Annotated in this window: 19 protein-coding genes and 1 pseudogene; 7 read left to right on the top strand and 13 right to left on the bottom strand. The window is 61.2% G+C overall.

The features are described from left to right. Positions 1-26: 26 nt before the first annotated feature. From R6U53_RS07440 to R6U53_RS07425, 4 genes are all read right to left on the bottom strand, one after another. On the bottom strand, positions 27-1,010 hold the full coding sequence (locus tag R6U53_RS07440) for an LLM class flavin-dependent oxidoreductase (protein WP_410321731.1): 984 nt from the start codon (positions 1,008-1,010) through the stop codon (positions 27-29). Between the two features lie 954 nt (positions 1,011-1,964). Continuing rightward, positions 1,965-3,317 (bottom strand): MmgE/PrpD family protein, encoded by a 1,353-nt coding sequence (locus R6U53_RS07435; RefSeq protein WP_410321730.1) that lies wholly within the window; start codon positions 3,315-3,317, stop codon positions 1,965-1,967. A gap of 76 nt (positions 3,318-3,393) precedes the next feature. Continuing rightward, positions 3,394-4,164 (bottom strand): IclR family transcriptional regulator, encoded by a 771-nt coding sequence (locus R6U53_RS07430; protein WP_410321729.1) that lies wholly within the window; start codon positions 4,162-4,164, stop codon positions 3,394-3,396. 70 nt (positions 4,165-4,234) lie between these two features. Then, positions 4,235-5,434 carry an MFS transporter gene (locus R6U53_RS07425; protein ID WP_410321728.1) on the bottom strand — a complete coding sequence of 400 codons (1,200 nt, stop codon included), beginning with the start codon at positions 5,432-5,434 and terminating at the stop codon, positions 4,235-4,237. Between the two features lie 163 nt (positions 5,435-5,597). Here R6U53_RS07425 and R6U53_RS07420 point away from each other — a divergent pair, with 163 nt between their 5' ends. Then, positions 5,598-6,248, top strand: a complete 651-nt coding sequence (locus R6U53_RS07420; protein WP_410321727.1) for a cyclase family protein — start codon at positions 5,598-5,600, stop codon at positions 6,246-6,248. 920 nt (positions 6,249-7,168) lie between these two features. Here R6U53_RS07420 and R6U53_RS07415 read toward each other — a convergent pair. Further along, complete coding sequence (locus R6U53_RS07415; RefSeq protein ID WP_410321726.1) at positions 7,169-7,597, bottom strand: hypothetical protein; 429 nt, start codon at positions 7,595-7,597, stop codon at positions 7,169-7,171. 218 nt (positions 7,598-7,815) lie between these two features. Between R6U53_RS07415 and R6U53_RS07410 the strand changes: the two genes are divergently transcribed. After that, on the top strand, positions 7,816-8,712 hold the full coding sequence (locus R6U53_RS07410; RefSeq protein ID WP_410321725.1) for an MBL fold metallo-hydrolase: 897 nt from the start codon (positions 7,816-7,818) through the stop codon (positions 8,710-8,712). Positions 8,713-8,733: 21 nt separating this feature from the next. Here R6U53_RS07410 and ppc read toward each other — a convergent pair whose 3' ends face one another. From ppc to R6U53_RS07385, 5 genes are all read right to left on the bottom strand, one after another. After that, positions 8,734-11,412 (bottom strand): phosphoenolpyruvate carboxylase, encoded by a 2,679-nt coding sequence (gene ppc / locus R6U53_RS07405; protein ID WP_410321724.1) that lies wholly within the window; start codon positions 11,410-11,412, stop codon positions 8,734-8,736. 386 nt (positions 11,413-11,798) lie between these two features. Next, positions 11,799-13,292, bottom strand: coding sequence for a CoA-acylating methylmalonate-semialdehyde dehydrogenase (locus tag R6U53_RS07400; RefSeq protein ID WP_410321723.1), 1,494 nt, complete (start codon positions 13,290-13,292; stop codon positions 11,799-11,801). A gap of 134 nt (positions 13,293-13,426) precedes the next feature. Continuing rightward, positions 13,427-14,191, bottom strand: coding sequence for an IclR family transcriptional regulator (locus tag R6U53_RS07395; protein WP_410321722.1), 765 nt, complete (start codon positions 14,189-14,191; stop codon positions 13,427-13,429). A 354-nt stretch (positions 14,192-14,545) separates the two neighbouring features. Further along, positions 14,546-15,175, bottom strand: coding sequence for a phosphoribosyltransferase (locus tag R6U53_RS07390; RefSeq protein WP_410321721.1), 630 nt, complete (start codon positions 15,173-15,175; stop codon positions 14,546-14,548). 9 nt (positions 15,176-15,184) lie between these two features. Further along, positions 15,185-15,640, bottom strand: coding sequence for an Hsp20/alpha crystallin family protein (locus R6U53_RS07385; RefSeq protein ID WP_410321720.1), 456 nt, complete (start codon positions 15,638-15,640; stop codon positions 15,185-15,187). A gap of 133 nt (positions 15,641-15,773) precedes the next feature. On the opposite strand from R6U53_RS07385, the gene R6U53_RS07380 reads away from it, so the two are divergent. Continuing rightward, positions 15,774-16,529 carry a hypothetical protein gene (locus tag R6U53_RS07380; protein WP_410321719.1) on the top strand — a complete coding sequence of 252 codons (756 nt, stop codon included), beginning with the start codon at positions 15,774-15,776 and terminating at the stop codon, positions 16,527-16,529. Positions 16,530-16,587: 58 nt separating this feature from the next. Then, positions 16,588-16,783: pseudogene (locus R6U53_RS07375) on the top strand (hypothetical protein); the annotation flags it as partial. 112 nt (positions 16,784-16,895) lie between these two features. Here the strand turns inward: R6U53_RS07375 and R6U53_RS07370 are convergent. From R6U53_RS07370 to R6U53_RS07360, 3 genes are all read right to left on the bottom strand, one after another. Continuing rightward, complete coding sequence (locus R6U53_RS07370) at positions 16,896-17,894, bottom strand: hypothetical protein (protein WP_410321718.1); 999 nt, start codon at positions 17,892-17,894, stop codon at positions 16,896-16,898. A gap of 210 nt (positions 17,895-18,104) precedes the next feature. Then, the gene (locus R6U53_RS07365; protein ID WP_410321717.1) at positions 18,105-19,409 is read right to left on the bottom strand and encodes a hypothetical protein; all 1,305 of its coding nucleotides are present in this window, start codon (positions 19,407-19,409) and stop codon (positions 18,105-18,107) included. Positions 19,410-19,424: 15 nt separating this feature from the next. Continuing rightward, positions 19,425-20,174, bottom strand: coding sequence for a GNAT family N-acetyltransferase (locus R6U53_RS07360; protein ID WP_410321716.1), 750 nt, complete (start codon positions 20,172-20,174; stop codon positions 19,425-19,427). A gap of 760 nt (positions 20,175-20,934) precedes the next feature. Here R6U53_RS07360 and R6U53_RS07355 point away from each other — a divergent pair. From R6U53_RS07355 to R6U53_RS07345, 3 genes are all read left to right on the top strand, one after another. Next, positions 20,935-21,234 carry a rubredoxin-like domain-containing protein gene (locus R6U53_RS07355; RefSeq protein ID WP_410321715.1) on the top strand — a complete coding sequence of 100 codons (300 nt, stop codon included), beginning with the start codon at positions 20,935-20,937 and terminating at the stop codon, positions 21,232-21,234. Between the two features lie 438 nt (positions 21,235-21,672). Beyond that, complete coding sequence (locus R6U53_RS07350) at positions 21,673-22,005, top strand: hypothetical protein (protein WP_410321714.1); 333 nt, start codon at positions 21,673-21,675, stop codon at positions 22,003-22,005. 179 nt (positions 22,006-22,184) lie between these two features. Then, positions 22,185-22,874, top strand: a complete 690-nt coding sequence (locus tag R6U53_RS07345) for a helix-turn-helix domain-containing protein (RefSeq protein WP_410321713.1) — start codon at positions 22,185-22,187, stop codon at positions 22,872-22,874.

Genomic DNA, 22,874 nt, shown 5'->3' with positions numbered 1-22,874 from the left:
GACCTCCGGATCGGGAACGGTTCGTTCTAGTAACTTCCCGGAGCGAGCGTTCCGATCGTTCGCTCGACGGTCTCCTCGTCGGCGTTGCTCGGTAGCGTCACCATCGGCCGCGTCACGCAGTCGATGTCGGCGATCGCGTCGAACTGCTCGCGCGCCTCCTCGGGCGTGCCGGCGACGCCGAGTGCCTCGACCATCTCGTCGGTGACCGCGTTGGCGGCCTCGCCGCGGTCGCCGCCGCGCCACGCTTCCGCGACGGCGCTTGCCCCGTCCGGGAACAGTTCGCCGACCGCGTTCTCGTAGCCCTTCCCGTTGCCGACGTAGTATGCGATGTGGCCTCGGACGACGTCTTTGGCCGTCTCGGAGTCGTCGGCGACCGCGCTCGGCACGTACGGGGCGACGTCGATCGTCACGTCGCGGCCCGCCTGCTCGGCGTGTTCTTCGATGTATTCGAACTGCTCGTCGAGGAGTGGGAACGGAACGTTGTGTGGGATCCAGCCGTCGGCGAGACGGGCGACGACGCGGCGGTTTGCCTTCCCCAACGCGGCGTGGTACACCGGCACGTCGGTGTCGAGAGATGGGAAATCCTGCACGTCGAAGATCTCGCCGTCGTACTCGACGCGCCCCTCGTCGCCGAGGAACTTCTTCGTCAGTTCGATCGTCTCGTGGGCCCGCCGTACGGGGTTAGGGTCGTCCCAGTCCGCGCCGTGGAGGTCCTCGATGGCCTTCTTCGTCGAGGTGCCGACGCCGAGTCGGAACTGTCCGCCGGAGACGTCGTCGAGCGAAGCCGCGGTCATCGCCAACAGCGCGGGCGTCCGCGAAAAGACGTTGGCGATCGCGGTTCCAAGATCGATCCCCTCCGTCGCTGTAGCGATCTCTGTCAACCGGACGATCGAACTCGCGCCCCACAACTCGCCCAGCCAGAGGCCGTCGTAACCCAGGTCCTCCGCCCAGGTCGCGAGTTTGGCGTCGTCCATCTCCGATACCATCGGTAACAGTAGATCAGTTGCCATACCCGATACGCTCCCAGCGCGAATATAAATCGGTCGGAGAGTTCTGTGGGCGCATCCCACTACAATCGATTTCGCCACCCTCCCTCTTCGAACTGTTCTCCGTTGATAGGCGATCTCGTCGGATGATCTGAACCTGCCATTAAATATAAGATTTAATATATAACAGATATTATATCTGAAAAATATAATATATGCTCATTTCGTTTAGTACTATATTCACTAATAATATCAATTAAAAATTTTAATAACTTAATTTTAAAATATTTTAACCGGATATATCCACGTATAAATACAATATATTTATTAATCTATATTGTAATTTATCTTGTACTAAGTAACTTATTATACTATTAAATTTATATATATAACATATCAGTCCCGAATACGGAACGCGCCGAGATTCGATCGCCGTCGACGGCGGTGTCCAGAACTGTTCGTCAGCGGCGAACTACCGTGGCGCTGTGGGAGCTCGATCGTCTCCGTATTTGCTGTTTCTCGCCCCCCGAAGGCATAACAAAACTATGATTGTTAGTATCCAGGGACGCTGTCGGGCAACGTGTTCGCTCAAGACGAATACTCTCCCGCTTTCGCGTCGCGCTCGACCGTGTCCCGACGGCTGTCCATCACCCGCCTCCTCAGCGCCGTTTTGCGCCACTCGCTGTGGCTGATCGAAACGGACGGTTCCACACGTCGAGACTGCGGCCCGTTCAACGCGGGTTTCGACGCCGCCAAAGCCGGGTGTACTGTGAGATTACGATTCGATACGACCGAACGCCACACGACCGCAGCTCACGAACAATCAACGGGGATGCCCACGGGTTCAGTCGTGGGGCACTGACACGGAGTCGAACCCTGATAGCGATAATCGTCGCTGGTCGAGGATCTTACCCCCGCCTTTCGGCGGTCTCTTTCGATTCGTCGCCGGGTAGCTACGGACCTTACGATACTCTCCCATCAGTTCCCGACGGCGTCGAGCAGTCGTTCCAGCGAGCCCTCCTCTTCCAGCGATCGGATCGCGTCGTAGGCGGTATTGGCCTCCTCGTCGCTGACGACGGCGGCCGCACACTCGTCGAACTTCGCTCGGAGTCGATCCTCCGATAACGGGTTGTTCGGCGATCCAGGGGCGTACTTCTCCTCGACGGCGTGTTCGGTTCCGTCCCGCGTCGTCACCGATACGCGGGCGGCGTAGTTCGCGAAGCTCCCGCCGAAGAGGTTCGGCTCGAACGCCCGCGAGACCTTCGCGGTCTGGTTCCGGGTTTCGTCGTCGGTGACGTATCCGGTCGTGAACTCGTGTACGCCCGGATCGCGCTCCCTGAGGATCGCGGCGAGACAGAACTCGATCGAGAACTTCGCTTCGAGGCCGGTCGCGGGACGTTCGTGGTGGAGCATCTCCGAGGCGGCCTCGTCGAGCGCGACGGTGACCGACTCGACGTCGTCTGGATCGAGGTCGTTCTCGACGACGATCTCACGCATCGCGTCCATCGCCGCGTGTGTGATGACGCCCGAGGGATACGGCTTGTAGCCCAGATCCATGACGGCCCATCCACCGTCGAACCCCGCGGTGAGTTCGTCGGGGTCGTACTCGCCACCGGGAGTCATCACGTTACCGTAGCCCAATTTCCCTCCGAAGATCTCGCGATCTGCGGTGAACCCCTCGGCTGCGAGCAGCGCCGATCGAACCCCCATCTGCGCGGCGTGTCCCGAGTGAAGCGGTTTCGTCATCGTCCCGAAATTCTTCTTCAAAGACGAGGACGCGGAGGCCGCGATCCCGAACGCGTGTCGGATCCGCTCCGCCGAGAGGTCGAACACGGACGCAGCGGCGGCGGTCGCGCCGAACGTACCCACCGTTCCCGTACTGTGCCAGCCGTGATCATAGTGGCTCGGATACGTCGCGTGGCCAGTCCGGTAGGCGACGTCGATCCCGAGCACGTACGCTTCGAGTACGTCGCGGCCGGTCGCTCCGTCGGCCTCTGCGGCGGCCAGGGCGGCACAAAAGACTGGTGAGGTGGGGTGGAGGACGATCGACTCGAACGTGTCGTCGAAATCGACCGCGTGGCCGAACGAGCCGTTCGCCAACGCAGCGCCCGACGGGCTCGCAGTCCCGCGCCCGAGGACGGTCGCGTCGGTTCCCGGCGACGCCGTCTCGACGTAGGAGGCGACCTTCTCGCCGACCTCGTGGTGTGATCCATATATCGCGACCCCGACGAGGTCGGCGATCGCCTCGGTCGCCTTTTCGCGGACCGGCTCCGGCACGTCATCGAGGGAACTCTCGGCTACGAACTTCGCGAGCGCTGCTGTCTGACTCATGCTGGCTAGCTTCGCAGGCCGTGAGATAAAAATACCGATGAAACGGACTGCTGAGGACGATCCAACGATTCGCCCGCTACGATTCGTCGTACTGGAGTTTGATCTCGAGTTCGTTGGCAGTCGCGAGCAGCAGACGGGAGAGGTCCTCGTCGATACCGGAGTTCTCGAGCCGGTGGCGGGGCCCCGACACGCTGAACGCGCCCACCATCTCTCCGTCGACGACGACCGGCACGCCGATCGCCCACAGCCCGGTGATCGACTCCTCTTTGTTGATACTGTATCCACGTTCGCGGGTCGACTTGAGCTCCGAAAACAGCGTCTCCCGATCCGTTATCGTCCGTTCGGTTTCGGCGGGAAGCCCGTGCTCGTCGAGCACCGTCTCGACCGCCGACTCGTCCATCCGGGCGAGTATCGCCTTCCCACCCGCGCTCGAGTGTAGATACCGGAGTTCGCCCGTGTGGCGGTTTGCTTGAACCGCTCGTTCGCCCGTCACCGTGTGGAGGTAGATCCCCTGCCCGTGTTCTTCGACGAAAAACTGGGCCCGTTCGCCCGTTTCTGCCGCCAACTGCTCGACCATCGGTCGGACGAGCTTCACCGCTGCGTGTCTCTCTTTTGCGTACTCGCCGATCGTTAGAAATCGGAGACCGACGTTGTACTCACCGTCGTCTTTGACCACGTAGCCGAGTTCGAAGAGCGTCGCCAGGTGCTGGTGGACGGTGCTCTTTGCGACGCCGAGTTCGCCGGCGAGTTCCGTCACCGTCGCTCCGTCGAGCTCTACGAGCGCCTCGAGGATGCCGAACAGCGTCCGGTCCGATCCGACCGTCCGTGACGTCGATTGTTCGTTCATATCGAACCACATGCGTTTCTACACGTAAATCTGTTCTGGGGCCCGCCGATGCCCCTCGGTCCCGGAGCCCTCATCGGAGCACCAACGTCACCGCTCCCGCGACAGCCGTGGTACAGCCGAGAAATACGAACGCCGAAACGAATCCGACCGCGTCCGAGAGGACCCCGATCGTCGCAGGTGCCAACGCGCCGATCCCGGTCATGAATGTTCGAACCGCCCCGAGCGTCCCACCGCCGACGCCCTTCGGAATTATCTCCATCAGATAGGCGTCCCTGACGGGCCGAAAGCCGTGGAAGCCGAGACCCAACACGACCGTCGCACCGATGAGGGCGACGATCGAATTCGCCGTCAACAGCGCCACGATCCCGACCGACATGGTCGCAAACAGCGCGACCGAAACGGTGAGCTTTCCGGCACGATCGCCCAACTCGCCGGTAATCGTCTGGCTGAACGTCATCGCGAATAGGAGGCTGTAGAGAACGCCTGCGGTGCCCGTTGGAATCCCCTTCTCTGTGGCCAAAAAAAGCGGTAAAAACGACGACACCCCGTTCCACGTAAACGTAAACAGCACCGTCACGAGGACGAACGCGAGCAACCGTCGATCGGCGAAGACCGCTCGGTACGAGGGCCCATCGCCATCGGCCTTCGAATCACGTCGCTTCGGCGACGGCCGGTCGACGTCGAGCGAGGGATCGCGTCGGACCGCCCGATAAAACAAAAGCGCCAACGTAGCGCTGACCGCCGCTCCGAGTACGAAGACGCTTTGCCAGACGAACACACTCGTCAGCGCTATCACGACGAGCGGAGCCGTCATCCCGCCCAACTGGCCGACGGTGTCCATCACGCCCAACACGCGTCCCGGATGTTCGGTGTAGCGCCGCGAGAGCAGCGGGATGGCGACCGTCTTGTGCGGGCCGGTTCCGAGGCCGATCGACATCGCCGCGAGCGTCAAGACGAGAAACGTCGGACTCAGCGCGGCCAACAGTGCCGCGCCGGTGAAGACCGCCGCTCCGCCGATGATCACGGCCGGCAGCCCCAGCCGATCGCCGAGGATGCCGGACGGAAACTGCACCGCCGAGTACGAGAGCATGATCGAGGTGAACAACAGTCCCGTTTCGGTGTTCGAGATGTCGTAGACCGCTTGGAACGTCTCGAACAGCGGCGGGAAGACGAATCGGAGAAACTGCACCATGAACCACAGAAGCGAAACCAGAAGAACCAGATAGTACACTCGTGCCGCTTCGAGCGTCCGATTCGAACGGATACCCATTGCTCGAGTGGGCATTCGCACGGCTATTGACTGTTTGGGTTCGCGCGTCAGACCATCCCCAACGGGTGTCCGAGTGCCGAAGCGTCATGGACCGGCCGGTACGGTGTCCGGTGGCGATTGCCACGATAGACCGATTTTTGTATGAGGAGCGCGCGTGTGTCGTATGGAGTTCCGAGATCTCAGCATTCCGGTTGACGAGGACACGACCGTACCCCCTGGACTACCGAGTTTCCGTCAGGGTGGCGTCGTCCGAAACGACGAATCCCACGGCTACGAGAGCGACTACATGACCACGACGCTGCACGTCGGGACGCACCTCGACGCGCCGTACCACTTCGATCCAGACGGCCGACCGATCGCCGAACTCGACCTCGAAGAACTCGTCCGACCGACGAAACGCGCCGACATCCGCGGCGACGGCTGGGACGACCCCGAAACGAAGATTCCGCTCGCCCCGATCGAGGAGGCGCTCACGTCGCCGATCGAGGAGGACGACTATCTGTTCGTCCACACCGGGTGGGCCGACAAGTGCATCGACGATCCGAGCTACTACCTCGAAAGCCCCTACTACGATCCGGAGGTCTCGGAGTTCGTCGTCGAATCCGGGGCGAAAGGGCTCATCACCGACACGCCGATCGACTCGGGCGACCACGGGATGCCGAATCACTTCACCCTGTGTGAGAACGACCGCGTCATCGTCGAGAACGTCGCCAACCTCGACGGCCTCCCGGACGAGTTCACGACGTGGGTCGTGCCGATGAACCTGGCGAACGGCGAGGGGGCCCCGGCCCGCGTGTTCCTCGTCGAGGAGTAACCGCGCGAACCCGTCTCCTGTTTTCAGCTATCCTGAGCGAGGTGTTTCCACCCCCATTGACGGAAACAGTGGTCGTCCGCGCGAGCGTGATGGGTGTCGTCTCCGATGTCCTGCTGTCGAACTCGTCTTCGGGCCCGACGATTCGGACCGGGACGTGTCAGGTCCGCCGTCGTGCGTGCGACACTCGACCGCATTCTGGAGCGGAAACGCGGCCCCGTTCGTCGAGGGCACTCACTTATCTGTACAATATATTAATTGAAAGTTTGACTTATCATCTACTAAACCATAGCCCAGATGTTTATCAGCGCATATGAGACGTATCATTTAAAATAATTGTAGAAAATAGTTAAATTCAACATATACTTTTCTAAAAATATAAATTTTATTAGTTATCATCTATGTACCAATCGACGTTGCGGTGTTATGTATTTGTTTTTCATTTCATTTATCTTACTACTATTTTGTTATATCACCCGTCCGTGGTGGCGTTCTAAAGTAATAATATCAATATTGTTGTATTAAATCATCGCATTCGAATCATCTCCGTCCGCGAGAACCGAACGACTGCGTGTCTACCATGGCCGTGCGGACACGTTTCAACTGACCGGTGAACGCGTTCGTTGTCTGTATTTCAATATATCCTCATTGGATAAACATATATGGGCTATGTCGGAATGGCTTGTCAGATACGTTCGTCCCCGTCTCTCTCCCCGAGCGTTCACCGGCGTCGCCCGTTCGTGTAGTCCAAACGAAGCCAGATCACGGCCGGCAGACACGTCGGGGTCGCTTCGGATATATCGGTCGATCGAGCGTGTCCGAACGGCGCTCCTGAACCATGCCGGCCCCGTGATCGGAACGAACGGTGACCGATCGTTCGTGCCGTTGTGGCCGATGCTGGGTCAAAAGCGGGACGCGATTCGTTAGTCTATCCGGTCTTCCGGAACGATGGTCTCGACGTCGGGGTGATCGAGATGCTCCTTCGCGATCGCTCCGAGTTGTTCGTACGAGCCTGCCGCCCGGAGCTCCTTTCGAACGTCTTCCCACTGCTGGTGACGGACCACGACGACCGTTGGAATCTTCTCGATATCCAGTAGTTTGCTCATCGCGAGCCGGTGGTGCGCCGAGTTACTGAACACGATCTCCCCGTTCCGTCCGATATTCACCACGACACCCCACCCGGTCGCCGATTCCGTGTACACCGGCTCGCCTTCGCCTTTCTCGCCGAGTTCATACCGGGTACGGAAGCCGCTCTCACTCATGTTCTCGGCTAACGTCCGAATCGACTCGATCCGCTCTTCGACGTGGTTTTCCCTTCCTTGGATGACTTCCTGTAGAAACCGGTCGTACATGTACTCGGAGTCCGCGATCGATTCATCCTCGCGACCTACTTCGGTGGTGTATTTATAATCCCGTGAACGTCTTCAGCCACGTCACCGTCACAACGTGAGTGGGCTCTCCCCATAGAATTATGTCGAGTGCCCTAATCAGATCCATCCATGCGTACAGTAGTACTCGATGCCGATTGGAGTCCGAAGTCCGACTACGACTTCTCCGAGGTCGAACTCTGATGACGATCGAAAGCGACTGGGGCGATTGGCTCCCGACGGCGATCGCGGACGCCTCCCCCAATGGCGTTCGGATCTGGTATCTCGGCTGCAACGGGGTCGTCCTCAAGGGCTCGGGCGGGACGACGCTCTTCATCGACCCCTACCTCGGGACCGGCGACCCGCCCCGCACGATCAGGATGCTCCCGATCCCGTTCGATCCGGACGACGTCCTCGATGCCGACGCGGTGTTCGCGACACACGAACACGTCGATCACGCGCACGGCCCCTCGCAGGCCCCGATCCTCGCGAACACCGCTGCGACCTTCTACGGGCCGGACGAGAGCGTCGCCGTCACGGAGTCGGAAGGCTGGACGGCGGACTACGACGTCGACGATACGCAGATCGAAACGGTCAGGGAAGGCGACCGGATCGACCTCGGCGAATTCACCGTCACCGTCCATCCCGCCAACGACCCCGACGCCGCCCATCCGGTGACCTACGTCGTCGACCACGAGGCCGGCACGTTCTTCCACGGTGGCGATTCGAAACCCACGCCGGCGTTCGAGTCGATCGCTCGTTCGCAGAACATCGATCTCGGCGTGCTCGCGTTCGGCACCGTCGGGATGATGCCCGACAGGGAGACGCACGAGCCGACGCGCACGAAGTGGTACAACGACGAAACTCAGCTTATCGAGGCCGCGAACGCCCTCGAACTCGATCGGGTGCTCCCGAGCCACTGGGACATGTGGAAGCGGCTCACGGCCGATCCGACCGCCCTCCACTACCACGTCAGGAGCTTCGAGTATCCCAGATCGATCACGCTCGTCGAGATCGGTGACTCGGTCGCCCTCAACGATGGCCGGGCGGACGTGCATAGTCCTATCGACGATCCACGCGGCGCATCCGAGACTCGATAACCGTCCACCCCGAACGGCAGTTCAGCCCGTGTTCTTCATTCCGGCGGCGATACCCTTCACCGTCAGCCGCAACGTGCGTTCCTCGATCTCCGATCGTGAGTCCCGTTCCAGCAGCTGGATCTGCAGGAGATTCAGCGGGTCGACGTACGGGTTTCGATGGTCGATACTTTCGGTCAGCCAGCCGCGTTTCGTGAGCGTTTCCCGTCCCGTGATCTCGCGAACAAGTTCGACCGCCCGCCGATACTCCGTCCGGAGCCGAGAGAACACCCGCTCCCTCGGTTCTTCGTCGGCCAGGGACGCGTATCCGGCCGCGATCTCCATGTCAGTTCGCGCCAGCGCCAGCGACGCGTTGTCCAGCATCGTCCGAAAGAACGGCCAGTCCCAATACATCTCTCGAAGCGTTTCGATCTCGCCCCCCTCACCGAGATACGCATCGAGCCCCGTCGCCAGCGAATACCAACCGGTGATGGGACACCGGGTTTGCGTCCATGCGAACACCCACGGGATGGCCCGGAGATCTGCGACCGTGCGCTTACCGCTTCGGGAGGCCGGTCGGGAGCCGAGATTGAGGTCTTCGATGACCGAAATCGGCGTCGCCTGCGAGAAGTACTCGAGAAACCCGTCGGCCGAAAGCAGCGCTCGGTATTCCTCACGGGCGGCGGCGGACGCGGTTTCCATGGCGGCCAGCCATTCTTCGTCGATCGACTTCCGATCGTGGTCGAGTGCCCGGCAACGAGCTCGGATCTGAGCGTTGAGCATCTGTTCGAGCTCACGCGTGGCGATCGTCGGATTGGCGTACTTTTCGGCGATCGCTTCGCCCTGTTCAGTGAACTTCACCTCGCCGGTAACGGTCTCGGGTGGGAGCGACAGCAGTGCGTCGTTCATTGGCCCACCGCCCCGCGAGATCGATCCGCCCCGTCCGTGAAAGAGCCGCATCTCGATGCCGTAGTCATCGGTGATCTCACCGAGCCGTTTCTGGTTGCGGTACAGCGACCACCGCGCGGCAAGATAGCCGTTCTCCTTGTTCGAATCGGAGTATCCAAGCATGATCTCCTGTGTGTTCCCACGCGCATCGAGGGCAGCCGCGTAGGCGTCGTTCTCGAACAGCGTACCCATGATGCGACGGGCTCCGGATAGGGCGTACTCGGTTTCGAGCAGGGGGACGATATCGAGTCCGCTGTAATCGGGGACATCGACGATACCCGCTTCGCTTGCCAAAAAGAGTACCTCCAAGACGTGTGAAGGTTCTTCGCACATGCTGATACAGTACGTATCGACGGCGTCGGTGCCGTATTCGCGGTGCCACGAGGCGAGCGCTCGGAACCGATCGAGCACCCGCGTCGCCGTCGGTGAGATGCTGTCGGTGTCGTCGACGTCCACCAGCGGGGGGGACTGAAGAATCGCATCCGCGAGAAACTCGGTGCGTTCGCTTTCGGCCATCCCTTCGTAGTCGATTCCCTGTCGGTCGAGAACTTCCGCGACCGTCTCGGTGTGGTTCTCACGATGATCCCGAAGGTCGAGACTCGCCAGATTGAAACCGAACGTTTCGACGGTCCGTATCAGCGGATCGAGATGGGCGGCGGCGATACAGTCGCCATCGTTCGTCCGCAACTCGGCCGCGAGCGATTCGAGATCGCCTTTCAAATCCTCGACGTCATCGTACCCACCCGGACGGACGTCGCCGACCCGATCGAGCCGTTCGTACATGAGCAGTACCTTCTGGCGGTACGGCTCGTTCGGATAGCGCGTTTCGGCCTCGTCGGCGACGGCCGGTAGCCGCTCTTTGTCCGCGGCGAGCGACGCTCGCATCGAGTCGTCGAGCGTGAGTTCGGCCTCGTCCTGGCTGAGGACGTTCGAAAGTGAGGAGAGCCGTTCGCGGTATTTGCCCACAATGACGTGTCGCTGTCTGTCGAGCGTCTCCTCGGTCACCTCCGGTGTAACGTGGGGATTTCCGTCCCGATCGCTGCCGGCCCACGAGCGGAACTCGAACAGCTTCGGGATCGATCGCGATTCATCTGTTGCCTCTTCGAGTTCGGCGTATACGTCCCCGACGACGTCGAAGAGGACGTTCTCCAGATACCACTGGACGTTCAACACTTCGTCGAGCGGTTCGGGTGATCGATCCCGAAGTTGAGAGGTCTGCCACAGACTCGTCACTGCCGCCTCAAGTTCGCGTTCGAGGCTTCGCTCCTCGTCGTCGGTCAACAGGCGTTCGTCGAGCGTTTCCAGTATCGTCGCAACCGACCGGAGTTTGGTCTTTACCGTCTTTCGCCGTGCCTCGGTCGGATGTGCGGTGAACGTCGGTTCGATGAGCACGTCGTCGAGCACGCGAGCTACGGCTTTCCCGTCCATGTCGGAGAGCACCTGGGCGGTTTCTTTCAAGCCGCCGTCCGGACTCCCCGCCTGTGACTGCTCGCGAAGTGAACGCACCCGTTCACGCTCCTCTGCAAGGTTGATCAGTTCGAAGTAGGTAGTAAACGCGCGTGCGACGACGAGTTCTCGTTTCGGTTCGAGTTGACGCAATCTCTCTTCGATCGGCTCCCGAGTGTCGATATCGCCGTTCCGATAGTCGATGGCCGACGTGCGGAGTGACTCGACCGTTCCGAAGGCGTCGTCGGACGACTGTTCGGAAAGCACGTCCCCCACGAGAGCTCCCAGTTCGCGGACGTCCTGTTGTATCTCCCTGCGGTAAAGTTCCATGTCACATGACTTGTCTTGACACACTAATACTTTTGTGAGTTTGTGACTCCCTCCTCACGCGGCCAACTAAAACGCGCGGAGCGAGCGAGCGACTCGACCGCGCCGTCGCCATGGTCGCGACCGGGCTGCCGATGTTGTGTGAAATAAGCGTCTGGTAGTAGCTTTCGGCCATATTCGCGATCTTCGGTCCGTCGTCCGCCCGTTGGGGGGGTTCGTCGTAGTCCGCCCACATGGTGGCGGCTAGTGTCGAAGCGAAGTCTTCGTACATCACGTCCACGTTAACCCAACACTGAATCATAGGTCGTGGTAGATACATCCCCACCGTCCTCGGCCTCACCCGGGAACGAGCCCGCGATCGGGTCCCTTCCGAACGATCGAAGCGTCCGTTAGCTGTAGTAACGCTCGATCTCGATCGTCTTGTCGGTGTAGAAGTTCACCGCGTCCTCGCCTTGCGCGTGGAGGTCGCCGAAGAACGAGCCTTTCCGGCCGCCGAAGTGGAAAAAGCCCATCGGGGCGCAGACGCCGACGTTGATCCCGATGTTGCCAGCGTCCACCTCGTAGCGGTACTGTCTGGCCTCACTCCCGCGTTCTGTGTACAGCGAGGAGGCGTTGCCGTACTCGGTGCTGTTGACCATCGCGATGGCTTCGTCGAGATCGCCGGCCGACGCCAGACACAGCACGGGGCCGAAGATCTCCGTCTGGGCGATCTCCATGTCGGTCGTGACGCCCTCCAGAAGCGTCGGTCCGAGGAAGTTCCCTTCGGGGAACTCAGGATGTTCGAAGTCGCGTCCGTCGACGACGAGGTCGGCACCTTCGTCGATCGCATCCTCGATCATCCCGAGGACGCGTTCGCGCGAGTCAGCCGTGATGAGCGGGCCGACGTCGGTTTCCTCGTCGATACCCGGTCCGACGACGAGGTCGTCGACGGCGTCGAGCAATCGTTCGCGGAGGTCGTCGTAGACGTCGCCGACGCCGACGACTACGTCGTTGGCGAGACAGCGCTGCCCGGCGTTACCGTACACGGAGCCGATGATGTTCGGCACGGTTTCCTCCAGCACCGCGGAGCCGGTGACAACCGCGTAGTTCTTCGCGCCGCCCTGCGCTTGCACGCGTTTGCCTTCCGCGGCCGCCGTCTGGTAAATGTACTGGGCGACCGGTGTCGAACCGACGAAGGAGACGCCCGCAACGTCGTCGTGGGTGAGCAACGCGTTGACCGTATCGGCGCCGCCGTTGACGAGATTGACGACGCCCTCCGGAAAGCTGGCCGCGTCGACCGCTTCGAAGATGAGTTGGGAGCTCAGTGGTACTTTCTCGCTGGGTTTGAGGATGAACGTGTTACCAGTCGCGACGGCGTACGGGAGGAACCACAGCGGGATCATCGCCGGGAAGTTGAACGGGACGACCGCGGTGAAGACGCCGAGCGGTTGTCGTACCGCTGACTCGTCCATCTCCGGTGCGACCCCCTCGACGACGCCGCTCCCCTCTCTGAGCATGTTCGGCATTCCCGCGGCGACCTCGACGTTCTCGATTCCACGTCGGATCTCTCCACTGGCCTCGGCGACGGTTTTGCCGTGTTCACGCGAGAGCGCACGGGCGATTTCCTCCTGTCGGTCCTCCAGCTCCTGTTTGAGTCTGAAAATATACTGCACTCGCTCGACGGGTGAGGTATCGCGCCATCCCTCGAAGGCGTCGTGGGCCGTCCGAACCGCATCTGCCACATCGTCGGCGGTCGAGTAGCGTACCTGTGCGAGCTTTTCACCGGTTGCTGGATTTATTATCTCCTCAGTCTCGCCGTTCGGTTCTGTCCATCCGCCGACGTAGTTCCGAGCGAAATCCGGCTCGGCGGTTGTCGTCCGCGGTTGCTCGTGAGATTTTGTCATGCGGTTCGATTGAGTCCGTCCACATATATATATGTTTCCCGCCCACCCGAAGCCGTACGTCGTTTCGTCCCGATGCACATCGGTTGCCGTTTGTCCTGTCCGAACGTGTGGAGCTCGATGGTTCCCCTTTGGCTTCACGCAAACTTGGTGTTGATTTCGATGACGTTCGCCGATCGGGTCAGCATGTTCGGCAGTTCCTCGCGGTACCACTCGCCTTCCATCCGCGTTGACGGCCCCGACACGCTGATCGCGCCGAATATCTCGCCGTTCGATTTGATCGGAACCGCAGCACAACGAACACCTTTGATCTTCTCTTCCTCGTCGAAGGCGTATCCCCGGTCTCTGATCGTCGCTAGATCCTCATGGAGTTCCTCCAGCGTCGAGATCGTGTTCTCTGTAGACGTTGGCAATCCGTGTGTCTCGACGATCTCGTCTACGCGGTCGTCGGGCATGGACGCCAACATCGCCTTTCCGAGCGAAACGCGGTGCATGTACTCGCGTTTTCCGATCGATGAAGCCGTCTGGACCGCGTTCTCACCGCTGGTTTTGTATAGATAGACTACCTGTCCGTGTTCGTGCGTTGCGAACTGAGCGAGCTCGCCGCTCTTTTCGGCGAGTGCGTCGAGCTCGGATGCCACGATGTCGTATCCGGAAATTCGCTCTTTCATCGTTTCTCCGAGTTCGAGATACCGAAGGCTCAACCGATAGCAGTCGTCCCGTTTGGCGATGTATTCGTTCTCTAAGAGCGTCGCCAGATGCGAGTGGATCGTCCCCTTCGACCGGCCGAGCTCAGACGCCAACTCGGTGACTCCAGCCGATTCGCGGTTCTGGAGCACCCCGATGATGTCCAGTGTGGTCTGTACCGCTTCGACCGTCCGGGGTTTGGTTTGTTCTGGCATGTGTAGTTGCATCGCGTTCTCAGGGGAGAAAAGTGTTCGGCTGATGCGAACTCAGACTATCCCGTGATCGATCGACTTGTTGATATTGATTTCACACCAACGATATCCGCGTTCAGCCTGTTTTACATAACAGAAATAATGTTGTTATCTATAGCGTAGTTCGTGTCTCTCTGTCCGGTAATATTCACCTACAACTAAAGAGATCGGTAGTAGGATCCCGCTACCGTCGGTACGCCCCCGTGCTTCGAACTATCGATAGCACTTCGGGTAACGTACCTGTACACGCGGTTTTGATCACGAATAATGGTGTCTTATTCAACCGATTGGTGTCGGACTTCGACCGGAAAGCGGCAGTCACTCATCGAGTTGTAAGTGCGCCATCGCCTCCTCGTCAGTAACCTGTTCGAAGGAGCGGTAGAACGCGCCGACGGCCCCGAAGTAGGCCGGCGTTTCGACGCAGACGACGTCGTCGGCCTCCTCGCGGAGCCGCTCGACCGTTTCCGGCGGGGCGACCGGCACCGCGACGATTACGCGCTCTGCGTCCGCGTTTTGCAACTGTCTGATACAGGCGATCGTCGTGGCTCCAGTCGCGATCCCGTCGTCGACCAGTAGAGCCGTCTTTCCGGCCAGTTCGAGGGGCGGCCGTCCCCCGCGATATCGCTCGGTCTTCTCGCGTGCGACTCCCCGTTCGCGCTCGATCGTCGCCTCGACGTACGCCTCATCGACGCCGAGGTTCTCTATGAGCGAGTCGTTCAGCCACACCGTTCCGTCGCTGGCGACCGAGCCGATGGCGAGCTCCGGGTTCGACGGCGCGCCGAGCTTTCGCGCGGCGACGATATCGAGCGGGACGCCGAGTCGATCCGCGACGGCCTGTCCGACCGGCAGCCCGCCCCGTGGGATCGCCAGCATCATGTCGGCGTCGATCCCGCGCTCCGAAACGGTGTCCGCGAGCTGTCGGCCGCCCTCGGTTCGATCGGTGAACATCCGGTTCGATCAGCTCGCGTCTTCGATCTCGATCCCCCGCGCCTCCTCGGCTTCGAGTTTCGGGAGCGTAATGGTCAACACGCCGTTTTTCATCGTCGCCTTCACATTGTCGGTGTTCACGTTCTCGGGGAGCCGTATGGAGCGGTCGGCCGATTCGCGCCGGCGCTCGCGTCGGATGTACCGGCCTTCCTCCTCCTCGTCGAGCGTCTCCTCGTGTTCGGCCTCGATCCGGAGCTCGTGGTCCGTGACTCGAACGTCGATCTCGTCGCGGTCGAAGCCCGGCATATCGACGGTCGCGACGAACTCGTCGTCTCGGTCGACGAGGTCGATCGCCATCGTCCCGATCTCCGATGACAACCGTCCGAGCGATCCGCTCGGATCCCACATCCGTGTGTCGTCGAACTGGCGGCTCATGCGTTCGAAGAACCGTTCTAACTCTTCGAGGGGATTGCTTCGTGTGCTCATTGTGTAACCCTCAACGGGGATACGGAGACAAGAATGAAATACTCTCTGGTGATTATCAGTCCGCGGGTATGGGTGACCAGCGCCCACAACCGGTGTGGTCAAATCCAAGCGGCCCGGAACGTCTCCAGTGACCATGTTCGAGTGTTCCGATCTCACGAACGACCCCGACGAGCGGTTCCAGGATCCGCGGATCGACGACCGGTTTATTCGCTGTCTCCCCGCCACTGATCGGTTCGGCTCCGTGTTGTTTGTCGGTGTCGTCCACGATCATCCCGCGAGCGTCTTTCGTGTCACCCGCCTCCTCGAGGCGATCTCTCCGGACGCCCTCGCCGTCGAACTCCCGCCGCTCGCGGTGACGCTGTTTCGGCTGTACGGACGAGATCGGTATGTCCCGCCGCGGTTCGGCGGTGAGATGAGCGCGGCGATCAGCGCCGCGAACGACGCGTCGGTCGTCGGGATCGATGCGCCGAACCGCGAGTATCTCCGCTCGCTCGCCCGCCGGCTCTTCGAGAAGCGTCGCTCCACCGGAGTCGTTCGAACGGTGTTGTGTGATCTCGCGTCCAGTTTCGTCCACGCTGCGGCGTGTCGGGTCGGCGCGTTCGTCGGCTCGATCACGCCCGTCCGATTGCGACTGTACTCGCACATCGAATACGACTGTTCGCTCCTGGATAATCCCTTCGTGCAGGCGTCACACGAGAGCCAACATCTCGACCAGCGCCGGGCGTTCCTCCGCGCGATCGAGGTTCCGCAGGCGACCCGGATCATCGATACCGCGCGGGAGGACGGGATGGTCGACCGACTGCGCGATCTGCGTTCGGACGGCGATGTCGTTGCGATCGTCGGCATGGAACATCTCGACGACGTGTACGCCGGGGTGGCGGAGCGGTGAGCGATGGGGGTTTCGAAGCCCCGCCCACCGTGACAGGCCAAGAGAGGACGAGTGAGCGATGCAGCAGACGCTCTCGGCTGCGCCCCTTCGACGCCCCGCCCGGCACCGAGACTGGCGGGACGCATAGCTGAGGGGAGGACGAACGAGTCGCCTACACGATCGGTATCGATTCTGCCACCCACACGCGGCTGGATCCCGACGAGCGCAACCACTTCGCCTGCGACGGCTGTGGACTCGTCGTCGAGGCGCTTGCGGTCCGGTTTGCTGGAGGATCCATGAATAATGAAGAACACCGTCTGCGGCATTCGAGCCACTCCCCTCCATCGACCGGAGGGCCACCCGAAGCGAGAACCATCCGGATGCCCGCTAGTTCAGCGAGAAAATCCCGCCCGACGCAGTCAACCGCGCGACGGTCGAAAGGCGAAGCATATACGCGGTCAACACGAGGTAAGGCGCGATGGAGACGGTGAATGCGACGGCCACAAAGGTCTGTAGCGGTGGGAGGCCCAGGAAAGTGCCGTCGGGGAGGACCTGTCCGTTGATCGCGAAAATCGCCGAGGCGTTGAACAGGATGGCCGGGAGCGAGACGACCAGCAGCGTCCGGGACAGCTGTGACACTTCCCTCGTATAATAAAGCGTTTTGAAATATTCCTTCCCGATCGCGAACAGTTCGAACGCTTCTATGAGGTCGTCGAAGTTTTCCGACGAGGCGTTAGGGGACGAACCAAGCAATCGCGAGCGTTCGATGTGCGAACCGTAGTCGAACCCAATTCCCTTCCAGAGGACGGCGAACTCCGCACCGGAGGTCTCCTCGACTGCCCCGAGCTGTTCGGCGGCGTCCGAGACCGAGGCCGCGAACTCGTCGATATCCTCGATGACCTCCTGTTCGACGCCGTCCAACTCGCTCGTGAGCGCCTCTGCACGGGCACTGATGATTCGGGACATAGCCCTGAGAAATGACGAGGGGTTGGACGGGTTCTCCCCGTCGTCGATCATTTCGCCGAGGTTCCGGCGGAATTTTATCGCGCCCTGAATCCGGTTCTCTTGGGTTTCGACGGAGGTGATGTCGTGTGAGAGGACAATCGAGTTAATCGAGACGACGATGGAGACCAGGAGGATCATCCCGCTCAGGAGCGTATTGAGGATCGTCTGGACGGTCGAGGTGTCCGTCAGTAGCGTCTGCATCTCGAATGTCCAGAACGTTGCGATACCCATGAAAGTCACGAACACCACCGTGAGCAACGCCCCTGTCACCGCCATCCGGTCAGCGTCGAGCAATACCCACCGTTTCAGGTCGAACCCGGTGGTCCAGTTCGGGACGGGAAACCAGTCTCGCCACTGGCTGAATCTCGGGATGATTCTCATGACACGGTCCCCCGAGCGGCATCACCGGGGGGACCCGCCCCTGGATGAGCACTCATGAGGTCTATAGATATCCCACAGTGGCAAAATCCTGTGGGTGCGCACTACTCGACAGTCTCGCTTCGATGGGTCACGCACTGCAAAGTGTACAACTCGATGGCCTTTCCTCGATGGGTCACGCACCACAACGGCCACTCACGCGTCGTCGACGGCCTACGGCCGGTCACCGAAGAGCGCGAGATGCCGGAGCGCCATCCGGTTCTCGATTCCGCCGGCAAGCGCGCCCGAAAGCACACCCAGCGTGCTGATGAAGCCCCCGACACGGACGAGGTCGACAATCCCGACTGTGGGATCCTCGAGGCTCGGCCAGTTCGTCATCAGGTTCGGTGGGAAGACGGCAAACTCGATCAGAAGCATGATCGATCCGACGAGGAGGAAGAGCCCCATCATCGCCATGACGAGGATGAAAAACACCGTCACGTTTACCAACGCCATGTGTTCGGTGATCACCTGGCTGCGCTCTCGCGGGAACGATAGCCGCTGGACGTACAGGAGATGGACCGCGGCAGCGATGATACTCCCGATGGCGAACAGTGCCGTAGTGCGGTTGGTCAGGTTCAGCCCGACGTCCCACGCCTCGGCACTGAACACGAGGATCAATGTCGGCGTCACTGCGGCCGTCGAGAGGCGCGGGAGGGAGAACGGAAGCAGCGGTGCGCGACTCTGCAGCAGCGTCGCCGTAACGATACCCGGGTTCCGCACGAGGCTTAGCGCGTGAAACGACAGCCGTCGGAGCCGCCCTCGCGAAACGTCTTCTTCGGGGATGCGCGTGGCGATTCTTCTGAGGTGATTCGTGATGTCCGCATCGAACGGCGGGACGCTCCGTCGGGCAGGGTCGAACGAGAACGGTGCCATTACACCGCCATCGGTGTGGTCCGCGCGAAACACGTGCCCCAAGAGGTGAACGAGGAGGGTCGCAGCGTTCCAGCGGACGGCCGCCGAATCGAGCGCCCTGACCGCCTCCCGGTCGTGGGTCCGCAGGAGTCGTCGCGTCGAGACGACAACGACGCGGGCGAGCGGGGAAGCGAGTCCCTCGACGGATCGCTCTTCCCGCGTGGTGAGGGGCACGTCGGTCACGACGACGACTAGGTCGTACGGGCGTTTCACCATATGAAGCGCGGCTTCGTCGAGGAACTCGGACGGCCGTCGGGAAGCACGGTCGGAGAGTGGGTCCGGTTCGGCACAGTGGACCCGCCAGGCCGCGTCCGTGGCTGCCGCCAACTCCTCGACGCCATCACGGGCCATCTGCTCGGCGAACGATTGCAGCGCCTCGACATCCCCACCCGGTGAATGAGCGATGAGGACCCCTACGTCGATCTGTGGTGCAGCCTCGTTGTCACTCCGGTCGTCCACAGTCGGCTGGTCGGGCCGCTCCGCCTCATCGTCGTCAGTTACTGGGTCTGCTGAGCCGTTCCGGTCGACATCGGAGTGTCCGGGATTCGTCGGCTGGTGTGTCATTCGGCATCAGCCATGTCAGAGATACGCATCGTCCCACTCGTCGGCCTGATGAGTGTTGCCACAGTTCCCGCACTCGAGCCTGTCGAGCCCGTCGGCTGAGACGTCCGTGCTGCCGCACTGTGAACAGAAGTATCCGTACGCCTCTTCCGTATCGTCCGCAACGTATACCTTGAAGAACGGGGCCTCCCTGCCGGGGATGCGATCGTCTTTGTCGACGGGGCGGTCGTCCCCGTCGACGGTGACGGACTCGGGGACCGCGACTGTGGGTTCGTTCGACGTCTCCGTCCCTTCGCCCTCGATGAACGTGGTGACGGCGAACTCCTCCCCGCCGACCATTATCTGGTCGTGGTCACTCTCTTTGAGGCCGAACCCCTTGAGGAACTCGCCACCCTCGACGGCATCCTCGAGGATACATGCCGCGATCGGTTTCTCGACGAACTCTTCGCGAACGTGACTGAGCAGGGCCGTGGCGATACCCCTGCCCCGCGCCTCCGGATCCACGTGGAGCCACCGGATCGTTGCTTGCGTTCCGATCTCGACGGTTATGAACCCGTAAACCATCTCCGTGCCATCGATCGTCTCGTCGACGACGAGCACTGCCGTGTCCGCATCGTCGAGCAGATCCGCCAGCGATGCGTCGTTGAACTCCTCTTCGAGTATGGTCTCGATCTGCTGTGGACTGAGCGAGTACGACGATTGCAGCGAGTCTCGCGTGATCGCTCTGATCCGTTCTCGGTCGTCAGACTCCGCAGGGCGAACTTCCATGCCGCGAGTTATCGTCGAGCAGGGATAAGTCGTCGGTTGGTCTTCGTCTCCGCGCAGAACAAACACCTACTCAAAAACGTGACCGGCGGGAGATCGGACCAGGCTGTGGGTTCTGCGTGCCTAACTCGAGTGTGTCTGTGAAATCCCCTATCGATCGGAAGTAAACCAGACTGTCTGGGGGCGGCTGCGACGCCGCGGTGTAGAACGATTTCGACTCGGTCGAGTCGCCATCGTAGGTGGCATTCTCGCCACGGGCGCTGTACCCTTCTCGGCCGACCACCTCGTCACTGACCATACCGAACAGGGCCTGTCGGACGCTCTGCGCGTCCCCATACTCCTCTCGTGTTCGGAGAGGGCACTTCACGTAGCGGGATCTAGTTATCGAAGAGACCGAGCTCGCGGCCACCGGACCGACTGAGGATCGTCCCGTGAGATAGCGGGTAGGACTCGTCCTCGAGGTCTCCGATCAGTGCGCCACATTCGATGCCCAGCTTTCGGGTGTCGTCGGAGTTGTTTGTTATCATAGCCCTTCGACAGGACTGGGATACTAGCTTTCGTCGGCGTTTGGAAGGTAGTACGGGCCATCCGGGGTCCACCACTTACCGCGACTGCCCAACCCGGTTCGTGAGCGAACACACGGTGTCGAACCGAGATGTGTCATCTCCCTGTGGTCGAACGACCCTCACGGATTATGCAGATCGGATTCTACGCAGATCTTCCCCCACAGATTGAATAACCGTGCGAACCGATTCGTCACGGTATGGACGACGAGAACGAGATCCACGGTGCGTCGATCGAACCGGGAGAAGTAGTGTACGACAGCAACGGGCGACCGGTGGGGCGCGTGAGCGGCCTCACCGACGACGGATTCGAAGCGGAGGCGATGGGGCTCCACGAGAACGAGGCTCAGGAGCTACCGGGGCAGGAGTTCGGCGAAGGGTACCTCATGTGGCGGTGTGTCGAATGCGGCGAGATGGGCGAACTGGATGAGGGGCTGCCAGAAGTGTGCCCGAACTGTAGTGCTCCACGGGAAGCGATCTCCACGGTCCGAGAGGACTGAACGTGATCCGCCCACCGGCGAGCGAGGGCGCATCGCACGAGCCCGCCCGTCCGTTGTCAGTGTACGGACGCCGATAGCACCACGGGTGTCTATCGGAGTTCTAGCCGCGTATACGGTATGCGTTCAGATCCCCGGCGATTCTGTACGCGACCATAACACTGTCAGACAGGCTCGAGAGATCACTCGAACTGCGGCAGACCCCCGAATCGATCGCTGAGCTACCTTCGAGCCCCAACAGCCCGGCGGACTCCCTCTCGCTGATCGTGAGGTCGCTGAGAGCCCGTGCCGCCGGACTGGTCGCGACCGGTGATGGTGCCGACTGGGACCAATCGGCGAGGCCCACGAGAGCGTTGCGCGACGGCGCGTGTATCAATGCCCTCGGTGTCGATGGAGACCTGTTTTCACGATCGGCCCCCCCATGCGAGGTGAGAACACGCTATGACGACCTATGCATATCGCTCGGGAAGCGATTCGGCTCGTCGGCGGGAACGTACGGTCCGTCCGTTCGGACCCGAAGACAACGGAAAGCAGATCGTCACACCCCGTGGGGACGTGGTCGGATCCATCGTTCGGGTTCGTGGAGGCGAGGCCTACGTGGCTCCGACCGCCGGCCTCCTCGAGGGGTGTGGCTCGTGGCTCACCGGAACGTGGGACGAACACGACGCGTTCGCCCTCGATCCCGGGTGCGTCGACGCCGTGTTGGAGGATCGAATCGTGCTCAGCGACGCGGCTGTCGGGTCCTTGTCCGATCGGCTTCGCGTCCAGAAGTGAGTCCCGAGGCCCGCTCTACGCGCCCGAGCATACCGCCCTCGACGGTCACTACGCTCCCCTGTCTGGCGTTTCCGATGGAGCGTCCGTCGCTGGTGTTCGTCGAACGGTCTTTTGGGAGGCACCGTACGCTTCGCCTACATAAGGCTTTTGCTACCGGACCGTGTACACCGATACCACTCATGTGCGTGTATTCCGATGTCGTGGTTCCGCCGGAGGAGTTCGTCCTCGCCCGGACGCTGCGAGCGCACCCGCGACTTCGGATCGAGCTCGAACGGGCCGTGCTCGTGGATACCGAGCCGTCCCCGTATCTGTGGATCGCCAACGCCGATGGGGAGACGATCGAAGCGACCATCGCATCGGAACCGGCAGTCAAGCACGTCGAGTCGGTCGATCGGGTCGACGACGAACTTCTGGTCCGCGTTCGGTGGCGTTACCGGGATATCGGAGTACTGCGCACCCTCGTCGACACGAACGCCACCTGTCTGAAGTGCGTCGGGACGCACGACGCGTGGCACCTCTCCCTTCGGTTCCAGTCGTCGTCGGCGCTCGCCGAGTGGTATCAGCGCTGTACGAACGACGACCGGAACATGGCGATACAGAACATCCGAACCGGCGCGTGCTCGCCCGATCGTCACCTGGCGTCGAACCTCTCCGATCCGCAGCGTGAGGCGATCTACACGGCGCTCGAACGAGGTTACTTCTCGGTCCCTCGAAAGATCACCTTACAGGAGTTGGCCGACGCACTCGGCGTCTCCGATACGGCCGCCTCACAGCGGCTTCGCCGGGGGCTACGTGTGCTGTTGGTTGACGTGCTTTCCGGCGTCCCGACCGACGGAGAGGTCCCGTTTTCGACCGTCAGTGTTCAGTGA

It is taken from the genome of Natronomonas sp. (assembly GCF_046483325.1).
Lineage (GTDB): Archaea > Halobacteriota > Halobacteria > Halobacteriales > Haloarculaceae > Natronomonas.
This window is presented reverse-complemented; position numbering and strand designations above follow the sequence as displayed.

Excerpts from the sequence above, each read along its gene's own strand:
- R6U53_RS07440 (WP_410321731.1), bottom strand. The coding sequence starts at position 1,010 with ATGGCAACTGATCTACTGTTACCGATGGTATCGGAGATGGACGACGCC.
- R6U53_RS07435 (WP_410321730.1), bottom strand. The coding sequence starts at position 3,317 with ATGAGTCAGACAGCAGCGCTCGCGAAGTTCGTAGCCGAGAGTTCCCTC.
- R6U53_RS07430 (WP_410321729.1), bottom strand. The coding sequence starts at position 4,164 with ATGAACGAACAATCGACGTCACGGACGGTCGGATCGGACCGGACGCTG.
- R6U53_RS07425 (WP_410321728.1), bottom strand. The coding sequence starts at position 5,434 with ATGGGTATCCGTTCGAATCGGACGCTCGAAGCGGCACGAGTGTACTAT.
- R6U53_RS07420 (WP_410321727.1), top strand. The coding sequence starts at position 5,598 with ATGGAGTTCCGAGATCTCAGCATTCCGGTTGACGAGGACACGACCGTA.
- R6U53_RS07415 (WP_410321726.1), bottom strand. The coding sequence starts at position 7,597 with ATGTACGACCGGTTTCTACAGGAAGTCATCCAAGGAAGGGAAAACCAC.
- R6U53_RS07410 (WP_410321725.1), top strand. The coding sequence starts at position 7,816 with ATGACGATCGAAAGCGACTGGGGCGATTGGCTCCCGACGGCGATCGCG.
- ppc (WP_410321724.1), bottom strand. The coding sequence starts at position 11,412 with ATGGAACTTTACCGCAGGGAGATACAACAGGACGTCCGCGAACTGGGA.
- R6U53_RS07400 (WP_410321723.1), bottom strand. The coding sequence starts at position 13,292 with ATGACAAAATCTCACGAGCAACCGCGGACGACAACCGCCGAGCCGGAT.
- R6U53_RS07395 (WP_410321722.1), bottom strand. The coding sequence starts at position 14,191 with ATGCCAGAACAAACCAAACCCCGGACGGTCGAAGCGGTACAGACCACA.
- R6U53_RS07390 (WP_410321721.1), bottom strand. The coding sequence starts at position 15,175 with ATGTTCACCGATCGAACCGAGGGCGGCCGACAGCTCGCGGACACCGTT.
- R6U53_RS07385 (WP_410321720.1), bottom strand. The coding sequence starts at position 15,640 with ATGAGCACACGAAGCAATCCCCTCGAAGAGTTAGAACGGTTCTTCGAA.
- R6U53_RS07380 (WP_410321719.1), top strand. The coding sequence starts at position 15,774 with ATGTTCGAGTGTTCCGATCTCACGAACGACCCCGACGAGCGGTTCCAG.
- R6U53_RS07370 (WP_410321718.1), bottom strand. The coding sequence starts at position 17,894 with ATGAGAATCATCCCGAGATTCAGCCAGTGGCGAGACTGGTTTCCCGTC.
- R6U53_RS07365 (WP_410321717.1), bottom strand. The coding sequence starts at position 19,409 with ATGACACACCAGCCGACGAATCCCGGACACTCCGATGTCGACCGGAAC.
- R6U53_RS07360 (WP_410321716.1), bottom strand. The coding sequence starts at position 20,174 with ATGGAAGTTCGCCCTGCGGAGTCTGACGACCGAGAACGGATCAGAGCG.
- R6U53_RS07355 (WP_410321715.1), top strand. The coding sequence starts at position 20,935 with ATGGACGACGAGAACGAGATCCACGGTGCGTCGATCGAACCGGGAGAA.
- R6U53_RS07350 (WP_410321714.1), top strand. The coding sequence starts at position 21,673 with ATGACGACCTATGCATATCGCTCGGGAAGCGATTCGGCTCGTCGGCGG.
- R6U53_RS07345 (WP_410321713.1), top strand. The coding sequence starts at position 22,185 with ATGTGCGTGTATTCCGATGTCGTGGTTCCGCCGGAGGAGTTCGTCCTC.